Below are 20,345 nucleotides of genomic sequence, written 5' to 3'. Positions count from 1 at the left end.
GTATTTGTTATAAAATAAAACATAGGAACGGCATCTACTCTATTTGTGAAAGGGAATTCCCGATAATGCGGATTACACGCTGGATCTCCTCCAGTCTTAGAGCCAAACTGCTGGCTTTGTTCATAGTGCTGTCCACCATACCGCTAATTGCCGTCGGCCTCATTTCCTACCAGAAATCCTACCAATCCATCTCCAGTCACAGCAAGGCTTCAAGCATGCTTCAGGCCGATATGCTGGGAACGAATATGGACAACCTGTTCAAGGATACCGAGCGTCTGCTGGAGCTTAGCAATAATCCTCAGGTCATCCACTTTCTGTTCTCGCAGTCGGAGACCTATCAGGAGGCCAAGGACATTCTGCAGACCTTCACCCTCTACCGGGACACCTACAAGTATGAGAATGTGCTCAACATCAGCCTGATTAATCTGTACGGCAAAGGCATCAGCGAACGCCGGGGAATCTTCCAGTCCGCCAGCAACCCGCTGCGCAATCCGCATTTCCAGGCGTTATCCCAGAATCCGGAGCTGATCCTCCGGGTGCCCCCGCCGCTGATTACCGGCTATGACCGGGTAGACGGCTTCACCTACGGGGATACGGGCGTGATCTCGATTATGAAGGCGGTCAAGCAGCGGATTACTCATGAAGTCATCGGCTATATCATTGTGGATTTGAACGATTCCTTCATTAAAGAGTTCTGCGACAAGGTGACGATCGGCACTACCGGATTCTTCTACCTGCTGGACGAGCAGAACAATCCCCTCTACGTCCCTCCTGTGCGGGCGGGAGAGCTGGCCGTTATTCAGGACAACCTGATTCCTGCGGGGGAACGGGGCAGAAGCGGCAGCTTCGTGCTTCAGACGGGCGGCCCGCCCCGGTTCATCGTCCATACCTCGTCGCTGGCGACAGGCTGGACGATTATCGGTATAGCGCCGCTGCAGGAGATTGTGGCCGAGGCGAACCGGATCAGACAGCTGATTATTATCAGCGTGGGGCTGAGCATTATTTTTGCGATCACGCTCCATTATCTGCTGACCCGGCGGCTAACCCGGCCCATCCAGCTGCTCCAGCACAAGATGCGCCTGACCGCAAGTGGCTATCTGGAAGCCAAAGTCAAGCCGGACGGTACCGATGAGATCGCCGATCTCGGACAGAGCTTCAACATCATGGTCGAGCAGATCAAAGAGCTGCTGGCCCAGAGCATCCGTAAGCAGCAGCAATTACAGAAGGCAGAGCTGCGGACGCTTCAGGCGCAGATTAACCCTCATTTTCTGTATAACACGCTGGATTCTATTGTCTGGATGGCTGAAGCGGGGAATCACGATGGCGTGATCCGGCTGGTGAAGGCGTTGTCCGCGTTCTCCCGGCTTAGCCTCAACAACGGGCGCGACTGGGTACAAATCCGCTCCGAGCTTGCCCATGTGCAGAGCTATCTGATTATCCAGCAGATGCGCTACCACGACATCCTGGAGTTCAAGGTGGAGGTGGCGGAGGAGCTGCAGGAGTATCCGATACTGAATATGACCCTGCAGCCGCTGGTTGAGAACGCCCTGTATCACGGAATTAAGAATAAGCGGGGCATGGGACTGATCCGCATTGGCGGGTACACCGACGGCGGCACCATCATGCTTACGGTCTCGGACAATGGCATCGGCATTCCCGACGTGCGGCTTACAGCGCTGAGGGAATCGGTAGAGCATCCCATCCAGTCGGAGGAACCCGAGGACACCGGCCAGGGCGGCTTCGGCCTGCAAAATGTGCATCAGCGGCTACGGCTGTACTTCGGGCCCGAATATGGTATCCGTCTGGACAGCTCGGAAGGCTATGGCACACAGATTACGGTTCGCATACCCAAGAACAGGGGGGTCTAGTGATGAAGAAGATTATGCTTGTGGATGACGAAATCCTGATCCGCGAGAATATCCGGGAATGCATCGATTGGGAGAAGGAGGGCTTCCTCTATTGCGGTGACGCTCCCGACGGGGAGCTGGCGCTCCCTATCATTGAAGCGCAGCTGCCTGACATTCTGATTACCGATATCAAAATGCCGTTCATGAACGGCCTGGAGCTTACCTCTGTCGTCCGCCAGAAATTCCCGCAGATCAAAATCATCATTCTCAGCGGCCATGATGATTTCCAGTATGCCCAGAAGGCACTGCGTCTGGGGGTGGAGGACTACTGCCTGAAGCCGTTCAGCGCTGCCGACCTGCTACAGCTCCTGCGTAGCGTCAGCGCCCGGATTGATGAGGAACTAAGGATCAGGCACAAATATGCCTACACCCCCGAGAATCTGTTCGCGGATCTGTGCGGAGGCCTGATCAGCACCGCTGCCGCTTACGAAGCGGCGGCCCAGCTTGAACTGCAATTAACAGCTCCTTACTACGCCGCCGCTGTATTTACTCTGCAACCTATGGAGGAGTCTCCGGAGCCTCCCCCCGCTTCACCGGATGCTGAGGCGCTGTTAGCGGGTCTGCTGAAGGAGGCGGCTGACAGCTTCAACTACAAGCGCAGCCGTACGGAGACGGTCCTGATCTATAAAGGCAGTGATCCGGTCCAGATGAACCAGACCCTGGATGACCTGTGCGCGGCTGCGAAGCAGCGGCTGAGGGAAGGCTGCGGGCTGGAGCTGTCCGTCAGCCGGGGCAAGGTCTGCGAACGTCTTCAGGGCATTCACCTCTCCTATCTGGAGGCCGAGAATGACCGGATGTTCAAGCAGATGTCCAGAATGCATTCCGCAGCCATGCTTGAGGCGTATTATGACCCTAGCGCCCATGGGGTTCTGCTCGACAGAAGCCGGCTGGTCCAATTCCTGAAGTCAGGCGACCACAGGCAGATGTCCGGCTTCCTGCTGGAGCTGTCCAAGGAGCTTGAGCAAATGAACTGGAACTCAGGATATGCCTGTTACCTGATGAATGATATCACCCTGGAGCTGGTCCAGACGGCGAAGAACGGGTTCCGCGCAGCCGCGGGCCACGCCGGCATTCTCCAGGAATTGCAGACACAGCTGAAGCAAATCTCCAGTAGTGATGACGGCATTCAGTATCTCAAGCAGTTATACGAGCGGCTATGGGAATGGCGTTCCGAAGGAGCAGACAAGCACCGTGAGCTGATTGACCGGGTGAAGCAATATATCCTTGAGCAATACGACAAGGAGCAGCTCTCCCTGAATGACATTTCCAAGGTGGTCAGGGTCAGTCCCAGCCATCTGAGCAAGACCTTCAGTCAGGCGACCGGGCAGACCATCACGGAATTCCTGACGGCTACACGTATGGACCGGGCCAAGGAGCTGCTGAAATCTACGGGGCACAAAACCTTTGAAATTGCCTATCTGGTCGGCTATAACGATCAGCATTATTTCTCCAACCTGTTCAAAAAAGTAACGGGGATGACGCCCATGGAATTCCGCAGGCAGGGAAATAACGGGGAGCAGCTGCACACGTTCCGCAGAGGGGCGGGAAATGCGTGAGCGTGAACAGGCTTCGGGGATGGTCCTTGGTTCTTCTGCTGCTGACGGCGGGCTTCCTGCTTGGCGGCTGTCTTAAGGCATCAGGAGCAACGGATACTCCTCAGATAGCCGCGGGAGAGCCCCCGTCAAGCACAAGTGAAGAACCGCCGCTGACCTTCGGCATTATCTACCCTATGGTGAATGCCACTTACGAGATGATCACCGGAAAAGCGGAAGCGGTAGCCCGGAAGCATAACGTAGAGCTGCTGGTGCAGGCTCCCGATGAAGCCAATCTGGAGCAGCAGATCCGCATCATGGAGATGATGATTAAGCGGGGGGTAGACGGCATTGCAATTGCTCCGGTGGATTCGCAGGCGCTCACCGCGATAATTAACAAGGCGGCCGCTCAAGGGATACCCGTGGTCTGCTTCGAATCGGATTCGCCTGCCAGCCGGAGAACGGCCTATATCGGGGCGGATAACCGGGCAACCGGCGCAGTGATGGGACAGACGGTGGAACGTCTGCTAAGCGGCAAAGGAATGATTCTGGTCGAGTCCGGGATGTCCCGGATGCAGAGCACCCGGGAACGCCTGCTTGGACTTGAAGCTTATCTGACTAAGCATACGGACATTGATGTACTGGAGATCCGCCACAATGACGGCAGTGAGGAACGGGCTGCCGGGCAGCTGGAGCAGATGATCTCGGACCATCCCCATTTCAGCGCGCTGGTCAATCTGGATTTTGTCTCCAGCACCAGCTCTGTCCTGGTCTGGAAGGCCAAGGGGCTGAAGCGTTATAACCTCGCCCTCGGCCTCACCCCTGCCTTGCAGCAGGCGCTGGATAACGGCCAGATCACCCGCGTAATCTCACAGAACGAGCAGAACTGGGGCGAGGATATCATCAACACGCTGCTTTTACTGTCCAAGGGCACAGACACAGCCCAATGGATCAACTCGGACATTGCGATTATTGGGGAGTAGCCTTTAATAAGCCCCGGCGCTCAGCTTCAGAATCGTGCCGGTGGAAGCCGGAATGACATCCGCGTAACTCCCCAGTCCGAAATAGAAATCACCACCCTGTTCCTCGAAGGAACGGGCGAAGGTATCCCGGCTGAAGCGGAAGACTTCACTCCAGCCCTCCCCGCCGGCAGCGAAGCTGACAGCATTTTTGCGGTAGACAACATTGGTATATTGTCCTGAAGCCTCCTTTATATAACCAAGCACATATACCGTCTCTCCGCGATCCAGAATATCCATTGGCACTACAGCAGAATCAGACAACCGTTCCTTGCGCACACTCTGGAAGTTAGCTCCGGCCGAGAACAATCCCTGCGGAATCGATTGATGATCGTTATAGATCACCCCGGCAATATAGAGCAGCCGGTCGTTCACCGGGGTCGTGCGCAGAAGCTTCAGCCAAGGCTGGCCGCTGACACCGGGAACATTCACTTCACCGGGTTTGGTAACGAAGCTGAGCCCCGGAAACAGCTGGGTACTGGTAAATGTCAGCTTGGACGTCTGAATTCCCCCGCTTGTGCCCTGCTTAATGGAGGTCATATATCCCTTCTCATTCGCAATCCCCTGGGTCTTCCCTGCCGTAGCCGAGGAAGCATACAGTGTGTCGCCCAGCTCGAACAGATTGTACGCACGCATAATACCATACTGGGAGACCGACCCGAAGCGGGTCCAGCTTGCTCCCCTGTTCGAAGACACGTAAATCAGGGGGCCTTCGTTAGCGCCCAGTGCTGCGTAGAGCTTGCCTTTGTAGTACGCCATGTCGTACACATGGATACCTCCGGGAATGTTCATGTATTGATCCCAATGATCCCCGTTCAGCCGGTAAAAATTCCCGTAAGCCCACCCGGGTACTCTGGAGTCATGCCCGGGAATATACAGCTCCCCGTTCAATACCTTGAAGCTGTCGATCTGTTCATCCATGACATAGACATTGGTGGTCACCTTGCCTGTGGCCGGGTTCGTATACGTAACATCCTGCACAGAGAATTTATTCTGGGCAAGATCCCAGTAGTAGATTGGAACCGGCCCCGCATTGGGCGAAGGCGCATTGTTGCTGCTGTTGCCGTGACCCAGATAGATTTTGCCGCCAAAAAGCTGCATGTCCCAGACATTACGCGCATAAGCCGCTTTCTTGAACGGGCTGCCCAGCACGGTAATGGAAGAACTGACGTCGACAGCAGCCGCAGCCGCAGCCTCTGTACCTGTAACCTGTTCACTCCCGGCAGGCGAAGCCAGCACCCGCCCCCCTCCCGCATAGGATACAGCACCCAGCAGCATAAGCCCCGCACACAACCGGCTTATAGGTTTTATTACTCCACGCATAGTAAATCCTCCTAATCTTTGGAATGAAGCAATGATAAACTAATTATTTGTAAAAAAGAAGATATAAATCAAAAATCCCCCTCCAACCAGCCAGCATCCGGCCCATCTTCCGATGGGTGGACACTTGCGGCCGTGAGGGGGATTTGATGTGATTCTATGCTTTTACCTGCGGGATTGTGCTTCTCTGACTTACTTCTTCATCATACGGAAGATTATGACTGCGGCTTCCGCCCGGGTGGTGACTGCTGCGGGATGGATGGAGGTGCCGTCTCCCCGCACAATGTCTTCTCTGACCAGAGCGGCTACACTATTTACGGCATACTTTGCTACCTTACTGCTGTCCGTATAGCCGCTTAATTCTCCGGCACTGCCGCTAACCGTCAATTTGTTCACCGCCTTCAGCGCTCTGGCAGCGATGACCATCATATCCTGTCTGGTGATTTCTCCCTGCGGATTGAACCTGCTTCCATCTACTCCCTGGATGATTCCCAGCTTCTTGGCGATGCCCAATGCTTCATAATAATAGGCTCCCTGATGAACATCCGTGAAGCTGGAGTTTGCCTGTGCGCCTGCCTCTGCCTCCGCTTCAAGTCCAAGAGCCCGCACCAGCATCAGCACAAAATCCGCTCTCATGATGTTCTTCTCCGGGTTAAACGTGGTACTGGAGGTTCCTGTGATAATACCCAGCCCGTATAGCGTGTCTATCGCCTCGGAAGCCCAGCTATACTTGGCCTGCACATCCTGGAATGGGCTGGCAGGCGCCGGTGAAGGTGCCGAAGTTACAGCCGGTGTCGGCGATGGCGACACTACTGCACCAGGCACAGGAGTAGGCGTTGGTGCAGATGACGGCTTAGATGCTGGCATAGATGTCGGCACTGGTGTAGATATTGGCGTCGGCGCTGGTGTGGGTTTTGTTGTTGGTGTTGGAACCGGCTCAGACGGACCGCCGCTGTCTTTTAACGTAGCTACAGAGAGGGCAGGACCATTCATGCTCCAGTTCCCGGCATCATCCCCGGCCTGCACCGAGAAATTATACCTTGTTCCCGCAGTAAGCCCGGTTACCTCGTACCGCAGCTCTGTTCCAGATAACGCAGCGATTTCCTCTGATCCCCTATAGACTTTGTAGCCGGTCACTCCCGTATCATCCTCAGCCTGCGTCCAGGTTAACGTCAGGCCGGATGCTGTGATCCGTGAAGCTTCAAGTGTGCTTCCCTCCATCCAGACCGGAGGTGTGATGTCCGCAGCAGGCAGCGTGGTTGCTGACACAGAAGGCCCATCCTCGCTCCAATTGCCGTCCGTATCCCCTGCCTCCACTTTGAACATATACTGCGAACCAGGCTGCAATCCCGTTACCTGGTAACTGTATACAGCACCGGTTACGGTCTCCGTATACACAGCAGCTGTAACCGTAACCGGCTGGTCTCCGGTTCCGTTCGTAATCCGGTACCCGTAGATGCCGCTGTCATCTGTGGCCGTAGCCGGCCAGGTCAGCGTCAGCCCGTCACTCGTGATGCCGGAAGCGGCAAGCGTACTTCCTTCCGCCCAGACCGGCGGCGTGATGTCTTCACCCGGCAGGGTGGTCACTATAACGGACGGTCCGTCCTTACTCCAACTCCCCGCAGCATCTCTTGCCTCCACCTTGAAGGTATACTGCGTGTTCGGCAGCAGCCCGGATATCTCATAACGGTATACAGCTCCGGCTTCAGTCTCCACCGGCTCACTGCCGGTTACAAGCAGCGGCTCGGCATCAATCCCGTTGTAGATGCGGTAGCCGGTAACGCCCAGATTATCCATTGCCGCCGGCCACGATAAGGTAACCCCTGTACGCGTAATACCGGTAGCTTCAAGCTTGCTTCCCTCAGGCCAGATTATTTCCCCCGTCTCCCCCAGGGTCTTCACCAGGGTAACCCCCGAGAAGGTGACCTTGAAGTCCGTTACAGCGCTCGTATTGGTTCCATACAATTGCACCTTGGCAGCCTTAAAGAATTCCGGAGTATACGTGGACGGACTGCCCATCGGGGTCCAGGAAGAGCCGCTGTTGGTGGAGAAATAGCCTTGCACCACATTGCCTTCTTTTACTATCCGCAAGAAATAGTTAGTACCGCTTAAGTTGGTTTGGTTCGTATTGTTGGTGAAGGACTGGGTGCCGCTTTTGCCTGAATTATTGACTTTGATATTGCTGCTGACCTTCCTTGCATTGATCCGGTAAAATTCTCCGCTTGAACTGCCGCTGATACCAAGCCCCACCTGGGAGTTCTCGCCCATGGACGGATCATTCAGCGGTTTGTCAACGGTAAGCTTCGCCGTCAGCGTCCAGTTGCCGTCAGCGGAGCCTGGAAGCTGCAGCATATTATGGCTGCCCGGATACTCCGTATCGCTCTTCAAGGTCTGAATCTCTGCACCATCCGCGCTATAGCGGAGTGCCGCCTGCGGCTCAGCCGGATTTACCACCTCCCAGCCTGCCGGAAGGCCATTCGAGAATTCAACCGACTCGTTCGTACTGAAGAAGATTTTATAGGTCTTCACTTGTTCGCCTTTGCTAAACCGGACTACTGCCGTTCCCTGCGCACTGTTCGCCTGCGAGATACTGACATGCTCAGCCGGATCGCTGGTTACCGCTGTAACCTTCGGAATGGCATTCCCGGCCACCATAAATTTATATTCGTACTTCGCTTCGTCAAAATCAGACGGCTGAACGCCATCGATAAAGAGGTTGCGGGAGACAACCGCCTCAGGAGTAAGCGACATTTGGTCGGCATACAGGATGTTGGCATCCTTCGCATACAGCGCCAGAACCACCTTCGCTGTGCCTGCGGGCTCATCGTACGTGAATGGCTGATTAGGCGTCTCATGCCAGTCCGCCACCTTCACATCCACAGGCTGGAAGGAGCTTAAGGCCAGCGGGCCGCCTTCAAGAATACGTCCAACCAGCCGGCCGTTCTGCCAGTACGCCGGATCACCAGCTTCACGGGCGGCATAAGGCTCCGGCATATCGCGCCCGTTGATCGGGTCCATGCCAAGCTGAACTCCATCCTTGCCGTAATACACCAGCGCCACTTCCACATCTCCGGGATGCTCCGCAGCGACATCATAGCTGTCCGGGCGGCTCATCATCGAGAGGAAATAGCCCTTGAAGTTATAGCTCTCGCCCGGGCTCAGCTTGCCGGTCACATCCTGCCAGATGCCGTCATACTGCTCCGCGGCTGCTGTGCGGCCCGCAAGCTTCCCGGACCCGGCAACCTTGGAGGTAGAGCTGTTCTTCAGGTAACGGGAGAGTCCCGAGTAGCTCTGCACTGTATCTGCCGTAAGCACAGGTCCTGTGACAGCAGGCTCGAAGCTGCCGTTATTGTAACGGCCTGCCGACCAGTGATCTGTATTCGAGGCTGTGGCTGTATCGAAATCTCCATTCAGCAGCAGGTTCCCCGGAATCGTCACGACCGAGTTGTTGGCAGCCGCACTCCAGTCCGAATCACCTGCGCCAAACAGGAAGCGGTCAATGGTAATCGTGCCCTCAGCCCCGTTAGGCTCAGCCACAATATAAAGATCCTTGTGCCCGTAAGCACTGAGATCACCGGTATCGACCATAGTCTGGAACTTGCCGTAGCTGTCATTGGCCGGTACCAGAATCTCTGCGACCCGCGTACCCTGGGACAGGATGTCGGCGCTGCTGCCGGCAGCAGTCCCTACGGGAAGGACGTAAGCGGCAAGCTTGCCTCCCTGAGCCGACTTCGTCTGGGCGGTAAGATACAGCAAGTGTCTGCGGACCACGCCGCCGTTCGCCGAGCCGTCTGCAAAGTTCACATTGTTGTAAGCGAGGTACCCGCCTGCCCCCAGTGTCACTGCCTCATTGGCACGGCCTGCTTGGCCTGCACTGTCGCCGGGCACACGGTTGTCATTCCCCTCTGCCTCAAGCGTGGAGAAGATATCGCGTTCCCCGTCCAGCCCCTGATAGGCGGCAAAGGTTCCCTTAGACGGAACAACCGTTACGACGCTGGCCGATGGAATATCAATAACGAACTTGCCGCCCGATACCGGAATCGTACCCAGCTTCTTCTGATTCTCGCTTCCCGAGGTGCGGAACACGGTCACGCTGTCTGTTCCTGCCGGGAAGTCCTTCAGATTGAATTCCAGTGGCTGGACGCTGTCATCATTGTTCGCATTCGATACCGTCATCGAGAAATCACCCGTAGCCGGATTCTTGAAGCCGACCACATTCAGATCGGGCGCCGGTACGCGTGTAACCTCAAAGCGCACATCGCCGGGATTCATGAACCGGGAGAAATGCCCGTAGCTGTAAAAGCGCTTGAACAACCGGTATTCACCGGTCAGTGTGCTGATCCGTCCCGGCTCCTGCTGGGAGTTGGTCGTCGCGAAGCGGATCAGGTCAGAGCCGTCCGCGCCGTTGCTGTCCCACATGCTCCACCAGACAAAGCCGGTGAAGCCCGGACTACTGGTGAACATATTGGTCAGCAGATTGGACCAGCGCACTGCGTCATTGATATTCTGATTGCCGTAGCGCTGGGTATACGCGCCAGCCGATCCGTCACCGGTGTCCTGGTTCATGAATTCTGCCTGCCAGAGCTTATACTTATTCAGCCATTCGGGATACTTGCTGCCATCCTTGGTGTAATCCAGAGGACTCTTGGAGAAATCACCGGTATGATACAGCTTGTTCTCATCTGTACCGATCCCCACTGTACCGTAGAGATGGGTGGTGAATACATCGAGATAGGGATTCTTGTCGAGTGCATTATCCGGGTCCGTCTGCGAGAACACCTCGCCGCCTCTGCTTAAGGAAGCGCCCAGATTCGTGCCGTCCACGGCGGCAAGCTGGGGAATGAAATCAATGAGCTTGCCTTCGGGGTTCTTAATATCATAGAGATCGCCGCCGGGCTGCATCGATTTTTTCAAGGCAGGTCCGATATAGCCGTTAATCAGTTCCGTAACATAAGCGGCTGAGCCGCCCGCCAGATCGACTTCGTTAAAAGGATTGATGTGGGTTATCGGAATCCCCCACTGCTCCCACATGCCGCGAATATAATTGACAAGATAATCTGCATAGGCCTGATAATATATTTTGACCGGTTTTCCGTCGATGGTGGCGATGTCGCCGCGGATAATTTTGCTGGGAGAATTGGTGTTGGATTGGCTCATCCAATAAGGGACGGTCCAGGTGCAGGCATAGAATTGCTTGACGCCATACTGCTGTGCCTGGAGCATAGTCCAGACCTGATCGATATCGAACAGCTCTTTGCGGGTACGCGGGGAATTCTTGATGACTACAGGCTGTTCACCAGGCTTACTGAGGAGATTGGTCGGGCCGCCGTCGTCATTGCCGATCGGCTGGTTCCAGGAGGGATAATCCCATACAAAGTCTTGCACAGGTACAAGGGTTCCAGGAGCATGCTCCGGTTCGACCGGCCAGATGCTGTCAGTATTGCCGTCGTAATAACGGTTCTCCGCTTCGATCTTGTAGCCGTATTGTCCTGCTGTTCCACGCATGGGAATGGCATTCCCATCAATGTCGAAGCCGGGATGATTCACATCGGCCAGGAGACTGGTGAGCGGGTTGAACCCCGGGCTTGCCGCAGTAGCCCCGGAAGCCGTCAGGCCGCCGTTATCACCAATGATCACCCGGACAATGTCGTGGCCTGTACCCTTTTGTTCACTGAAGGTCAGATCCAGCAGATGCCGGACCGTATCCTGATGGCCGGCTGAAGCGAGCTGCAGCATATGCACGGAATCCGTATACGCATAGGCGGCTCCTACACCATCCATCGTCTGATAGCTCTTGTACCAATCTGCTGTTACCTGTGCCGGAGCAATAGCAGCCTGCACGTCAGCAGCCGGAGCAGCTTGAAGCGGGTTAGAGAATGGCATAGGGGTAATGACGGATAGCAGCAGCACACCAGCCATGGAAACTGAGAGTGCCTTTCTCCTGATCTTTTTACTCATCCTAGATATTCCTCCTCTTGTATGCGCTTTCATGGTTTTGCCTGGTAATATCTTAACAACTGAACTTGGACATTTGTAGCAGAAGGATGCACGATTCATTTTAAAATAACACTATTCTCTTTCAAATTTAAACGTTTGCCCCGAAAGAAGCAGAAACGGCTGTGCCGTCCTTTAAAATATCAAAAATCCCGGCCTGTAAACGCACTATACAAGCTGCGGTTTACAGGCCGGGATGCGGGTCTAACTGCGGTTAAGTCATAAATGCTGCGACTGCATTCTACTGGGCAAGAACTTCCTCAGCCAAAGCAGGCTCTGCTTCAATGTCATAGATTGCATCCGTTACGGAGCTTTTGCTGCTTCCGAGTGTGGCTACGAAGGTAGTTACACTAAGCGCAGGCAGCTGGGCGGTGAAAGCGCCGTTCGACACATTAATGTTAGAGCCGGCAGCCACCTTCCGGTTGGCGTCGGTAATCCACGAAGCGAAGCTGGAGGCTGTGCCGTTCTGCAGGACGAACCGCTGGCTGACGGCCGAAGTGCTTTTATTAATAGCCACAATAACTGCCTTGTTACTGCCCTTGTAAGCCGAGACATAGACATTGGTATTCGGATTCTTGGTCGCGTCCACTCTTACATAACCCGGGCGGATGAACTTGGAGAACTGGGCCATGCTGTCCCCGCGCTTGCTGATACTGCCGTCTTCATTCATCGGGCTGTACTGGCGGCGGATATACCACCATACATAAGCCTGGAAATCCCCTTCCACCAGCGCATTGTGCATATGGTATGCTACTTCCAGCGCTTCCGGCCACAGATTGGCCGAGTTGTTATTGCTGTTCGGATAATAGACCTCAGTCATCCACAGCTCTTTGCCTGCACCCTTCTGCTTGAAGAGCGGATAGGCAAAGTTGTTCACCTGTGTTCCATACAAATGCGCACCCAGAATATCCATATTGGCCAGTGCCTGGGAATCATTCAGAATCGGGTCGGACATATTCTTAAGATATTGGAAGGACTCGGGAGCAATGACCCGGCAATTGATGGAACCGGCATAATTCTTCATAAAGTTCAAGACTTCGGCAGGTGTCCACCAGGTCCAGGTCTCGGCATAGTCCGGTTCATTCTGTATCGAGATCGCATACAGGTTAACCCCATTATTCTTCATATACGTCACGAAATCATTCAGATGCTGGGCGTATGCGCCGTACTGGTTATATTTGAGACGCTTGGCCGAGGTATTCCCGTTGCGGTTGAAGGTCTCCGTCATGCTGCTGGGCGGATTCCATGGTGAAGCAAAGACGATCGCTCCCTTGGCAACGGCCGCCTTGGCCGTGTCCAGCTCCTTATACCAGTTGTTCTTGTTTTCGTCTACAGAGATTCTCAGAATGGAGAATCCTAGCTGATTCGCCCCGTTCCCGAAGGCGGTCTCCCGCTGTGCGGCGGTCAGGTCCCCAATCCAGTTCGGATGGTTGATGCCCCCGAATCCGCGAATCTCCTGCTTCTGGGCGGACAGATTGACCGTCACATCGCTGGCTGCATTCACTTTGGACGGCGGCACCACCAGCACAGACAACATAGTTACTGTTGCCAGCAAGGTACATAATGATTTCTTAAACGTTGATTTCATTGCTTCATCTCCTTATTATATGATTTCTGCACAACATTCCTGCCGAATTCTGCCCCTGGTCGCACCTCCTGTCTAATCGAAGCGGCAGCTGTACCCTGTACAGGCTTGTCCTTTTTCCTTGCAACACTTGCAAGCGCTTCCTATTCCTGTATTATATTAAATAGTTGATATATCGTCGTTGCATATCAGCGATACTATATTGCGCGGATACCGATAATCCTTATATATCCAAATAAAGGAATGAATGCCATGGAGCAACTTACCCAATATGTATTCACCCCGATCCCCGAAGAAATGATCTGCTTCCACAAATCAACCACCACGGAGCAGCTCAGCCCGGCTCAGCCTTATCACCGGCACGATGCCTACGAAATCTACCTGTTCCTGAGAGGCAATACCTACATGTATGTGGAGCAGTCCTGCTACAAGCTCTCCCCCGGCGATCTGCTCCTGATCCGACCCGGTGAGATGCACCGATGTGTCTGTGCCGACAACCAGCCCTATGAACGGATCGGGCTGAACCTGAGAAGATCCGCCCTGCGGCGGCTGTCCAGTAGCCGTACGAATCTGCTGGCCTGCTTCAACCCCTTTCCCTCCGGGCTGAACACGCTGATCCGGCTCTCCCGCGACCAGTGCGCCTTCTATACCAGACTGGCGGACCAATTGATCCATAGCCTTCACTCCGAGGAGTTCGGACAGGATCTGCTGGCCGATTCCTATGCCACCCGCCTGCTTGTATTCATCAACACGCTGCAGCAGTCTTCTGCCGCCCTGCCGCATAATCTCATGCCGGAGCTGGTCCGCCAGACAATGGCTTACATCGAGGAGCATCTGCTCGAACCGATCTGCTCCGCCCAGCTAGAGCAGGAATTCCATTACAGCGGCAAATATATAAGCCAGCAATTCAAAGAGCACACAGGACTTACCGTCCGCTCATACATCGTGAACAAGCGCGTCTCCCTGGCCATGAGCCACCTTACCTCCGGCAAGAGCGTCGCAGCCGCCTGCGAGCTGTCCGGCTTCAGCGATTACGCCAACTTCATCCGCAGCTTCACCAAGGTCGCCGGGATGTCTCCTGGCAGATACCGGGCTGGTATGCTGCCGTAAGTGCACAGGCATTCTTTTGAAAAAGGTAAGGTTCATTATAGCTGTCTTTTCCCTTACATCCAGGGTAATGTGCTGATACTGTAGATTTAGAGGAAGTTAGGGCACTGAAAAAAGAATTGAAATTCCGGTCTCTGTAGAAGATGATTTCACTGAAATTCAAGGAAATGAACTGCATACGATGGGTATGAAATTTACGATAGCTTAATTGGAGCTGTCCCAGAAGCCATGAAACGGCTGCTTGGGATAGCTCTCTTTATGCTGGAGTAGATTCAGCGTGAGCACTTGGGGGAGGGGAACGCTCCGCAACAGAACAATGTATGCTGTTTTCCACATACATTCGGGCCTCACGCCCGCACGCCAGCAAATGTATGCTGTTTTCCACATACATTCGGGCCTCACGCCCGCACGCCAGCACAATGTATGCTGTTTTCCACATACATTCGGGCCTCACGCCCGCACGCCAGCACAATGTATGCTGTTTTCCACATACATTCGGGCCTCACGCCCGCACGCCAGCAAATGTATGCTGTTTTCCACATACATTCGGGCCTCATCCCTGCGCGCCAGGCAAATGTATGCTGTTTCCACATACATTGTTCCCACAATAAAGGGGCTGTCCCAAAAGTAAATATTCTATAGGTGGAAACAAAACCTGCAACTTTTTCAAAGCTTACCAAGTAAAAAAAGGAGCGATTCTCCGTTATTGGAGGACCGCTCCTTTGCGTTTCTGGTCGTTCGCTGCTTGCTTCAGCAGGTTGTGGGCGAGCGAAAGCCAACCGACCTCCAGCGTCACTTTTTCCAAGCCGCGAAGCAGAAAGCGCCGGAAGCCCCGGTTATTCTTTAATTGTCCAAATACACTTTCCGGCTCCGTCATTCGACGTACAGCCAATAGATAGCCTTCCTCGCTTCGGAGGATTTCTTTCGCCTGTTTCTGGTATCTAAGCCGCTCCAAACTGACTGCGATTTCCCGGTTTCCGCTTCCCTTCGTGCAGTTTTCTTTTAGCGGACAACCTCCGCAGCTTTGACTTTGGTAGTGACGCTTCTTAATTTCGTATCCACTCTCTGTGGTTTCCTTGCTTTCTCGTTGGAAATACAGCGGGTGTCCAGCTAAACACGTCCAACGATCCTCGGATCCGTCGTAGGTCCAGTTCTCGATTTTTCCGACGTCGGCTTTCCAGGCTTTGCTCTTTTCTTTGTGGTAGGTGCTGTATTTCACGACGGCCTGTATCTCGCTCTTTTCCAGATAGGCGTAGTTTTCTTCACTTCCATAGCCGGCATCTGCAATGACCGTCTTTGGAAGTTTCCCGAGGAACTGCTTTGTTTTTTCCAGATGTGGTTCTAAACAGCGGGTGTCACCCGGTCTTTGATGGAGACTGTAGGCCACAATAAACTGGTTTTCGGTCCCGATCTGTAGATTATAACCTGGCTTCAGTTGGCCATTTCGCATGTGATCTTCTTTCATCCGCATAAACGTTGCCTCTGGATCGGTCTTGCTGAAACTGTTACGGTCCCCAAGCAGCTTTTGATATTGTTCGTACTTCTGCAGTCGAGGGAGCAAATCCTTACGCAACTTCCGAACCGTCTTTTTTAGGGGCTTGTCTTTCGGTTTTTCGGCAAGCTGAGCTTCAAGCTTTTGCATGGCTTGTTCGAGTTTCTCACTGTCCATTTCTGAACCCGTGCGGAGTTCAGCCAGATCTTTGCCCTGGTTCTTTTGTTCTTCCTGCTCTTCCGCTGCGTCAATGTCAGCGAATAGGGCCTGTACCTTATCTTGCAGTTTCGCTTTGTGTTTGCTGACCGCTTTGCTCCAGACAAAGGTGTAGCGATTGGCATTCGCCTCAATCTTAGTGCCGTCCACAAAATAATGCTCCAGAGACACGTATTTTTCGTTAGCCAGAAACTGAAGCACGGCGGTAAATACCGTTTCGAGGACATTTCTCATCCGCTGGGAACGGAAGCGATTCAGCGTGCGGAAGTCGGGTCGCTGCCGTCCGGCCAGCCACATGAAGGGAATGTTCTCCCGGACCGCTTTGGCGATTTGGCGAGACGAATAGATTCGCTGAGTGTACGCGTAGATGATGACTTTGGTAAGCATTTTAGGATGGTAGCTGTCACGGCCGCCGCCAGGATAGGCCGCGTCAAAAATGGCGTTGTCCAGCCGGTTGACGGCGGCATTCACGACGCGAACGAGGTGATTTTTCGGGATATCTTCTTCCAGATCCATTGGCAAGCAAAGTTGGTCCATGGTATATTGAATGTACAAAGAAACCTCTCCTTTGAAATGGTTGTGTGGTAACTCCATTTTAACAAAAGAGAGGTTTCTTTTTGTGATTTTAGAAAGATTTGAAGAAACTTTTCCCGCTTAAACAGCAGAGAGGACGGAACGATTGTGGAAAAGCGGCAGCGGTCGCCTTGGTCTCCGGATTTTCACCGCTAAGGGGAATGAAAAAAATCTGGAGACCACAGCGATTGGAACAACGGTCCGTTCGCGCAGCGTTCACCCAAGTGCTCACGTTGATCCTACTACAAAATAAAGAGCTGTCCCAAGCAGCCACTTCATGGCTTTTGGGACAGCCCCATATTTTTAACAGAATATCAACCTTGAGAATGGACAGCGCTACTCGCTGTCCGTCTCCCAGTAATCGCCAACCAGACCTTCTATAATACTGCCGCTGGCCCAGGGCATCAGACAGAACCAGGTACTGGCCGGTGAGCCGTCACTGTAGGTCTCGGTCACCAGACCCTCCGAGTGGCAGAATCTCTCGGACATCCAGCCCGTCAAGCCATGATCGAACTCCCGGTCATATCTGTTGTAGGTCTGACAGCCCCAGCCGACGGTATCCAGCAGCCGCTGCTTCACATACGGATCTTCACGCTGCTGCACATAATAATACAGCTCATCTACCACGCTGCTCGACATGGGATGAATATGCGGATTGGCGACTGAGGTCACGCTCCCCCCGGAGCTGGACCAGCCCACGGTGCTGAGCGGCGGTACCTTAACCGGTGAATTATACGCGAATTTGAAGGTGAATTCGTAAGCAAGCGCATCTCTCATATGATCCAGATACAGCTCATCCCCAGTGAGGGCATGCAGATATCGGACCGCCCGGATATACGCCAGAATCCCTTCAGAATCAATCGCTTTATCCGTATCAAGCGGCGCTCCATAACATTCCATCCGCTTCACATAGGTCTCATAATAATGCCGCTCACTGCGCTTCAGGCTGTCCAGATGCGACCCGTTTCCGGTGAGCCAGCTATAGTAAGCTATGGCAGCCAAGACCCACGTCCCGCTGAAGGAATCATATTCAAGACCGGCACCGGTTCTCTCGGAGAGAATCGTAGGGTATTCACCGTCCGAATTCCGGCTTCTCTCCAGTACAGGGAGAATCTTACGCACGAAGTCCACCCAGTCCTCGTGGATGACATGGCTCAGTCTTTTCTCATATTCGTAGGCCTTCATAATATAGAATAAGGCCTGTCCGCACAGATAAGCGGAATGTCCCGGCGTGCGCATCCCGTCAAACCACCAGCCGTGAATGCTCCATCTGCCGTCCTGATAGGCCTCGTAAGGGAGACCGGAAGCCGGGTTCAGGGAGTTCGCGATGATATTCTCAATGCAGGAGAGGGCCTGCCCGCGCATAGGCTCATCTCCCAGCCGCAGCGCAGCCATCAGCATAGGAGTGGCTACAGTCAAACCGTTTGTCCAGCTGGTGGAGATGATTTTATTATACCGGTACCCGCCCTTCTCCTTGTCCTCATAGACAAAGGTTGTGTAGCTCCGGTCCTCAGGCAGCCATGCATACTGATAGATGGCCTTCGACAGATCGGCCGCTGCGGTCCGACTATCACTGCCGGATCTTGGGGGCTGATGATAGCGGGAATAAATCTCTTCCAGTGCAGCATGGATACCCAGCTCAGATCCGGCCGTATACGCATACAGATCCAATGTGAACGTTACAGTTTCCGAAGCCGCCAGCTCGAAGCAGTTCTCCTCCAGCGGTGCCCGCTCCTTGACGAGATGCGATTTGATGAACAGAAGCGGTGCATTCTCATACCCCAGCGTATACCCGACCGTTCCCTTGGCAAGCGAGCAGGTGAAGCCGCCATACTGGAAGAACTCCCCCTCCAGCCCAGGCTTCCACGGGGTCTTCTCTCCCTCCCTGTATATAAAATAAGGGCTGGCGCATAATCCGTACACTGTCCCGGTGTCATATACAAGCGCAGCAGGGTGTGACAGCCGGTCGCTGCGCACCATCCACCAGGAAGATGAAGGACGCGCGGGCTTCCCCTCCCTTAATCTCGGGAATTCGTTCGGGACATTCTGCGGAGCTTCTCCCCGGTTACGGCCATACATAAATGCAGGAAGAAAAAAGCGCGGATCAGCCTTGGCGAACGGCAACTCCACATGAATGACGCCTGACCAAGGCGCGCTGTTCAGATTCGTGAGCTGCACATGAGCCTGAAAGGGATGCTGTGCACTGCCTGTCCCGCCTGTTATCTCTACAGATGCATGCAGTCCATGCCCGTTAAGTCCGGTATACTCTGAAGCTTCCTGAGTCTTGCTTCTTGCCGTTATAATCAGTTCCACTATTCTGTCCTCCAGTCTGCTCTATTACGATAAAATGATTGCAAATCCTATTCCTGCATGCTAGGATAATGTCATTTTAAAGTAGTTCCAGAGAAGAATCATTGCAGGTTCCGCTGTTATTATTGCGCGAAATGATCCGGAGGTTACCCATGAACGAGCCTTTTGAGCTTCGCTATGACCCTATCCATAAAGATTACCTCTACCTGCACAGGACAACCACCTATAATATGGGAACCTTCTATCACCGCCATGAAGCATATGAGCTGTACCTATTTCTGCGCGGCAACGTCAAGTTCTATATTGAGAACAGCTGCTACCACCTGCGGCGCGGAGATCTGCTTGTGCTGAACCCGGAAGAGATGCACCGTTCCTTCAGCCAGGATGAATCAGAATATGAAAGGATTACGATCAATCTGCAAAAATCTTATCTGCACCGCCTCTCTACTCCGGCTACTCCACTATCCTGGTGCTTCGACTACCGTCCGAAGGGAAAGGGCAACATCGTTCATCTGGAGGAAGCCGAGCTTCAGCAGGTTCTCCGGTTGACCGGCGATCTGGAGAAGGCCCTCTCATCCGATATGTATGGGGCAGATATCCTCGCCAACAGCATGCTTGCTCAATTATTGGTGCTGACCAACACCGTGTTTCATAGAACAAGCATCGTTCCTGCGGATATCATGCCGGAGCTGGTCCGCAGGACGATGGAGTATATTGATGCCCACCTGGGGCAGCCCCTCACGCTTGAGCAGCTTAGCGGCCTCTTTCATCTGAACAGCACCTATATCAGCAGACAGTTCAAACAACACACAGGACTAACGCTGCGCTCCTATATCCTGGACCGCCGGATTTCGTTAGCCAAGGCTTACCTCCGGGACGGCCTTAGTCTTACCGAGGCCTGTTATCAATCCGGCTTCAGCGATTACGCGAACTTTATCCGCAGCTTCACCAAGGTGGCCGGAGTATCTCCGGGCAGATATGCTAAGCAGGAATAAAACAGAATGTAGAATGTTCGCGGGAAGTGGAGCGGGAAGGCGCAGTGTCTGCGGAAGGCGGGACTGGATCATTAGGGTAGGCTTACAGCGTCTGACTCATGACGGCGGACTTATAGAAGTGGAAATTGTACATCTAATTTGGCGGTAAAGGGGTACGTAAACTAATTAGTTGGAAAAATGCAGCTTACTCGGTCCAACTTCTGCTAAATAAATCATATTCCAGGAATTAAGTGTACTTTATCCAGCCGTTTCCCCCTAATCCTCCATTACGCAAAATTAAATGCCTTTTTTCCAA

General features: G+C 53.7%; 10 protein-coding genes. 5 read left to right on the top strand and 5 right to left on the bottom strand.

The window, feature by feature from the left end; all coding sequences use genetic code 11:
* Window positions 1–65: 65 nt before the first annotated feature.
* Genes MKX63_RS24625 through MKX63_RS24615 form a run of 3 tightly spaced genes read left to right on the top strand, consistent with a single transcriptional unit; the run spans window position 66 to window position 4,422 of the window.
* Window positions 66–1,868: a cache domain-containing sensor histidine kinase gene (locus tag MKX63_RS24625; RefSeq protein ID WP_341020790.1), complete on the top strand. Its 1,803-nt coding sequence runs from the start codon at window positions 66–68 to the stop codon at window positions 1,866–1,868.
* Window positions 1,869–1,870: 2 nt separating this feature from the next.
* Window positions 1,871–3,463, top strand: a complete 1,593-nt coding sequence (locus MKX63_RS24620) for a response regulator transcription factor (protein WP_341020787.1) — start codon at window positions 1,871–1,873, stop codon at window positions 3,461–3,463.
* Window positions 3,460–4,422 carry a sugar ABC transporter substrate-binding protein gene (locus MKX63_RS24615; protein ID WP_341020785.1) on the top strand — a complete coding sequence of 321 codons (963 nt, stop codon included), beginning with the start codon at window positions 3,460–3,462 and terminating at the stop codon, window positions 4,420–4,422. Before MKX63_RS24620 ends, MKX63_RS24615 begins: the two co-directional genes overlap by 4 nt.
* A gap of 3 nt (window positions 4,423–4,425) precedes the next feature.
* On the opposite strand, the gene MKX63_RS24610 is transcribed toward MKX63_RS24615, so the two are convergent.
* The 3 genes from MKX63_RS24610 to MKX63_RS24600 all read right to left on the bottom strand — a co-directional run bounded on the left by MKX63_RS24610 (window position 4,426) and on the right by MKX63_RS24600 (window position 13,360).
* A complete protein-coding gene (locus MKX63_RS24610) occupies window positions 4,426–5,781 on the bottom strand; it encodes a hypothetical protein (protein WP_341020783.1) in 1,356 nt (451 codons plus the stop codon).
* A 189-nt stretch (window positions 5,782–5,970) separates the two neighbouring features.
* Window positions 5,971–11,736 (bottom strand): S-layer homology domain-containing protein, encoded by a 5,766-nt coding sequence (locus MKX63_RS24605; protein WP_341020781.1) that lies wholly within the window; start codon window positions 11,734–11,736, stop codon window positions 5,971–5,973.
* Window positions 11,737–12,013: 277 nt separating this feature from the next.
* Complete coding sequence (locus MKX63_RS24600) at window positions 12,014–13,360, bottom strand: glucuronoxylanase (RefSeq protein WP_341020779.1); 1,347 nt, start codon at window positions 13,358–13,360, stop codon at window positions 12,014–12,016.
* A 249-nt stretch (window positions 13,361–13,609) separates the two neighbouring features.
* Between MKX63_RS24600 and MKX63_RS24595 the strand changes: the two genes are divergently transcribed.
* Window positions 13,610–14,467, top strand: coding sequence for an AraC family transcriptional regulator (locus tag MKX63_RS24595; RefSeq protein ID WP_341020777.1), 858 nt, complete (start codon window positions 13,610–13,612; stop codon window positions 14,465–14,467).
* A gap of 700 nt (window positions 14,468–15,167) precedes the next feature.
* On the opposite strand, the gene MKX63_RS24590 is transcribed toward MKX63_RS24595, so the two are convergent.
* Together MKX63_RS24590 and MKX63_RS24585 are read right to left on the bottom strand one after the other, a co-directional pair.
* Window positions 15,168–16,727, bottom strand: coding sequence for an IS1182 family transposase (locus MKX63_RS24590; protein ID WP_341015032.1), 1,560 nt, complete (start codon window positions 16,725–16,727; stop codon window positions 15,168–15,170).
* 354 nt (window positions 16,728–17,081) lie between these two features.
* Window positions 17,082–19,058, bottom strand: coding sequence for a hypothetical protein (locus MKX63_RS24585; RefSeq protein ID WP_341020776.1), 1,977 nt, complete (start codon window positions 19,056–19,058; stop codon window positions 17,082–17,084).
* Between the two features lie 149 nt (window positions 19,059–19,207).
* Here MKX63_RS24585 and MKX63_RS24580 point away from each other — a divergent pair, with 149 nt between their 5' ends.
* A complete protein-coding gene (locus tag MKX63_RS24580) occupies window positions 19,208–20,050 on the top strand; it encodes an AraC family transcriptional regulator (protein WP_341020774.1) in 843 nt (280 codons plus the stop codon).
* Window positions 20,051–20,345 lie beyond the last annotated feature (295 nt).

The sequence above is a fragment of the Paenibacillus sp. FSL R7-0179 genome, from assembly GCF_038002265.1.
Classification (GTDB): Bacteria; Bacillota; Bacilli; order Paenibacillales; family Paenibacillaceae; genus Paenibacillus_AQ.
This window is presented reverse-complemented; position numbering and strand designations above follow the sequence as displayed.

What these genes read in the sequence shown, in the direction of transcription:
- MKX63_RS24610 (WP_341020783.1), bottom strand. Translation starts at nt 5,781, where the DNA reads ATGCGTGGAGTAATAAAACCTATAAGCCGGTTGTGTGCGGGGCTTATG.
- MKX63_RS24620 (WP_341020787.1), top strand. Translation starts at nt 1,871, where the DNA reads ATGAAGAAGATTATGCTTGTGGATGACGAAATCCTGATCCGCGAGAAT.
- MKX63_RS24595 (WP_341020777.1), top strand. Translation starts at nt 13,610, where the DNA reads ATGGAGCAACTTACCCAATATGTATTCACCCCGATCCCCGAAGAAATG.
- MKX63_RS24625 (WP_341020790.1), top strand. Translation starts at nt 66, where the DNA reads ATGCGGATTACACGCTGGATCTCCTCCAGTCTTAGAGCCAAACTGCTG.
- MKX63_RS24580 (WP_341020774.1), top strand. Translation starts at nt 19,208, where the DNA reads ATGAACGAGCCTTTTGAGCTTCGCTATGACCCTATCCATAAAGATTAC.
- MKX63_RS24600 (WP_341020779.1), bottom strand. Translation starts at nt 13,360, where the DNA reads ATGAAATCAACGTTTAAGAAATCATTATGTACCTTGCTGGCAACAGTA.
- MKX63_RS24605 (WP_341020781.1), bottom strand. Translation starts at nt 11,736, where the DNA reads ATGAGTAAAAAGATCAGGAGAAAGGCACTCTCAGTTTCCATGGCTGGT.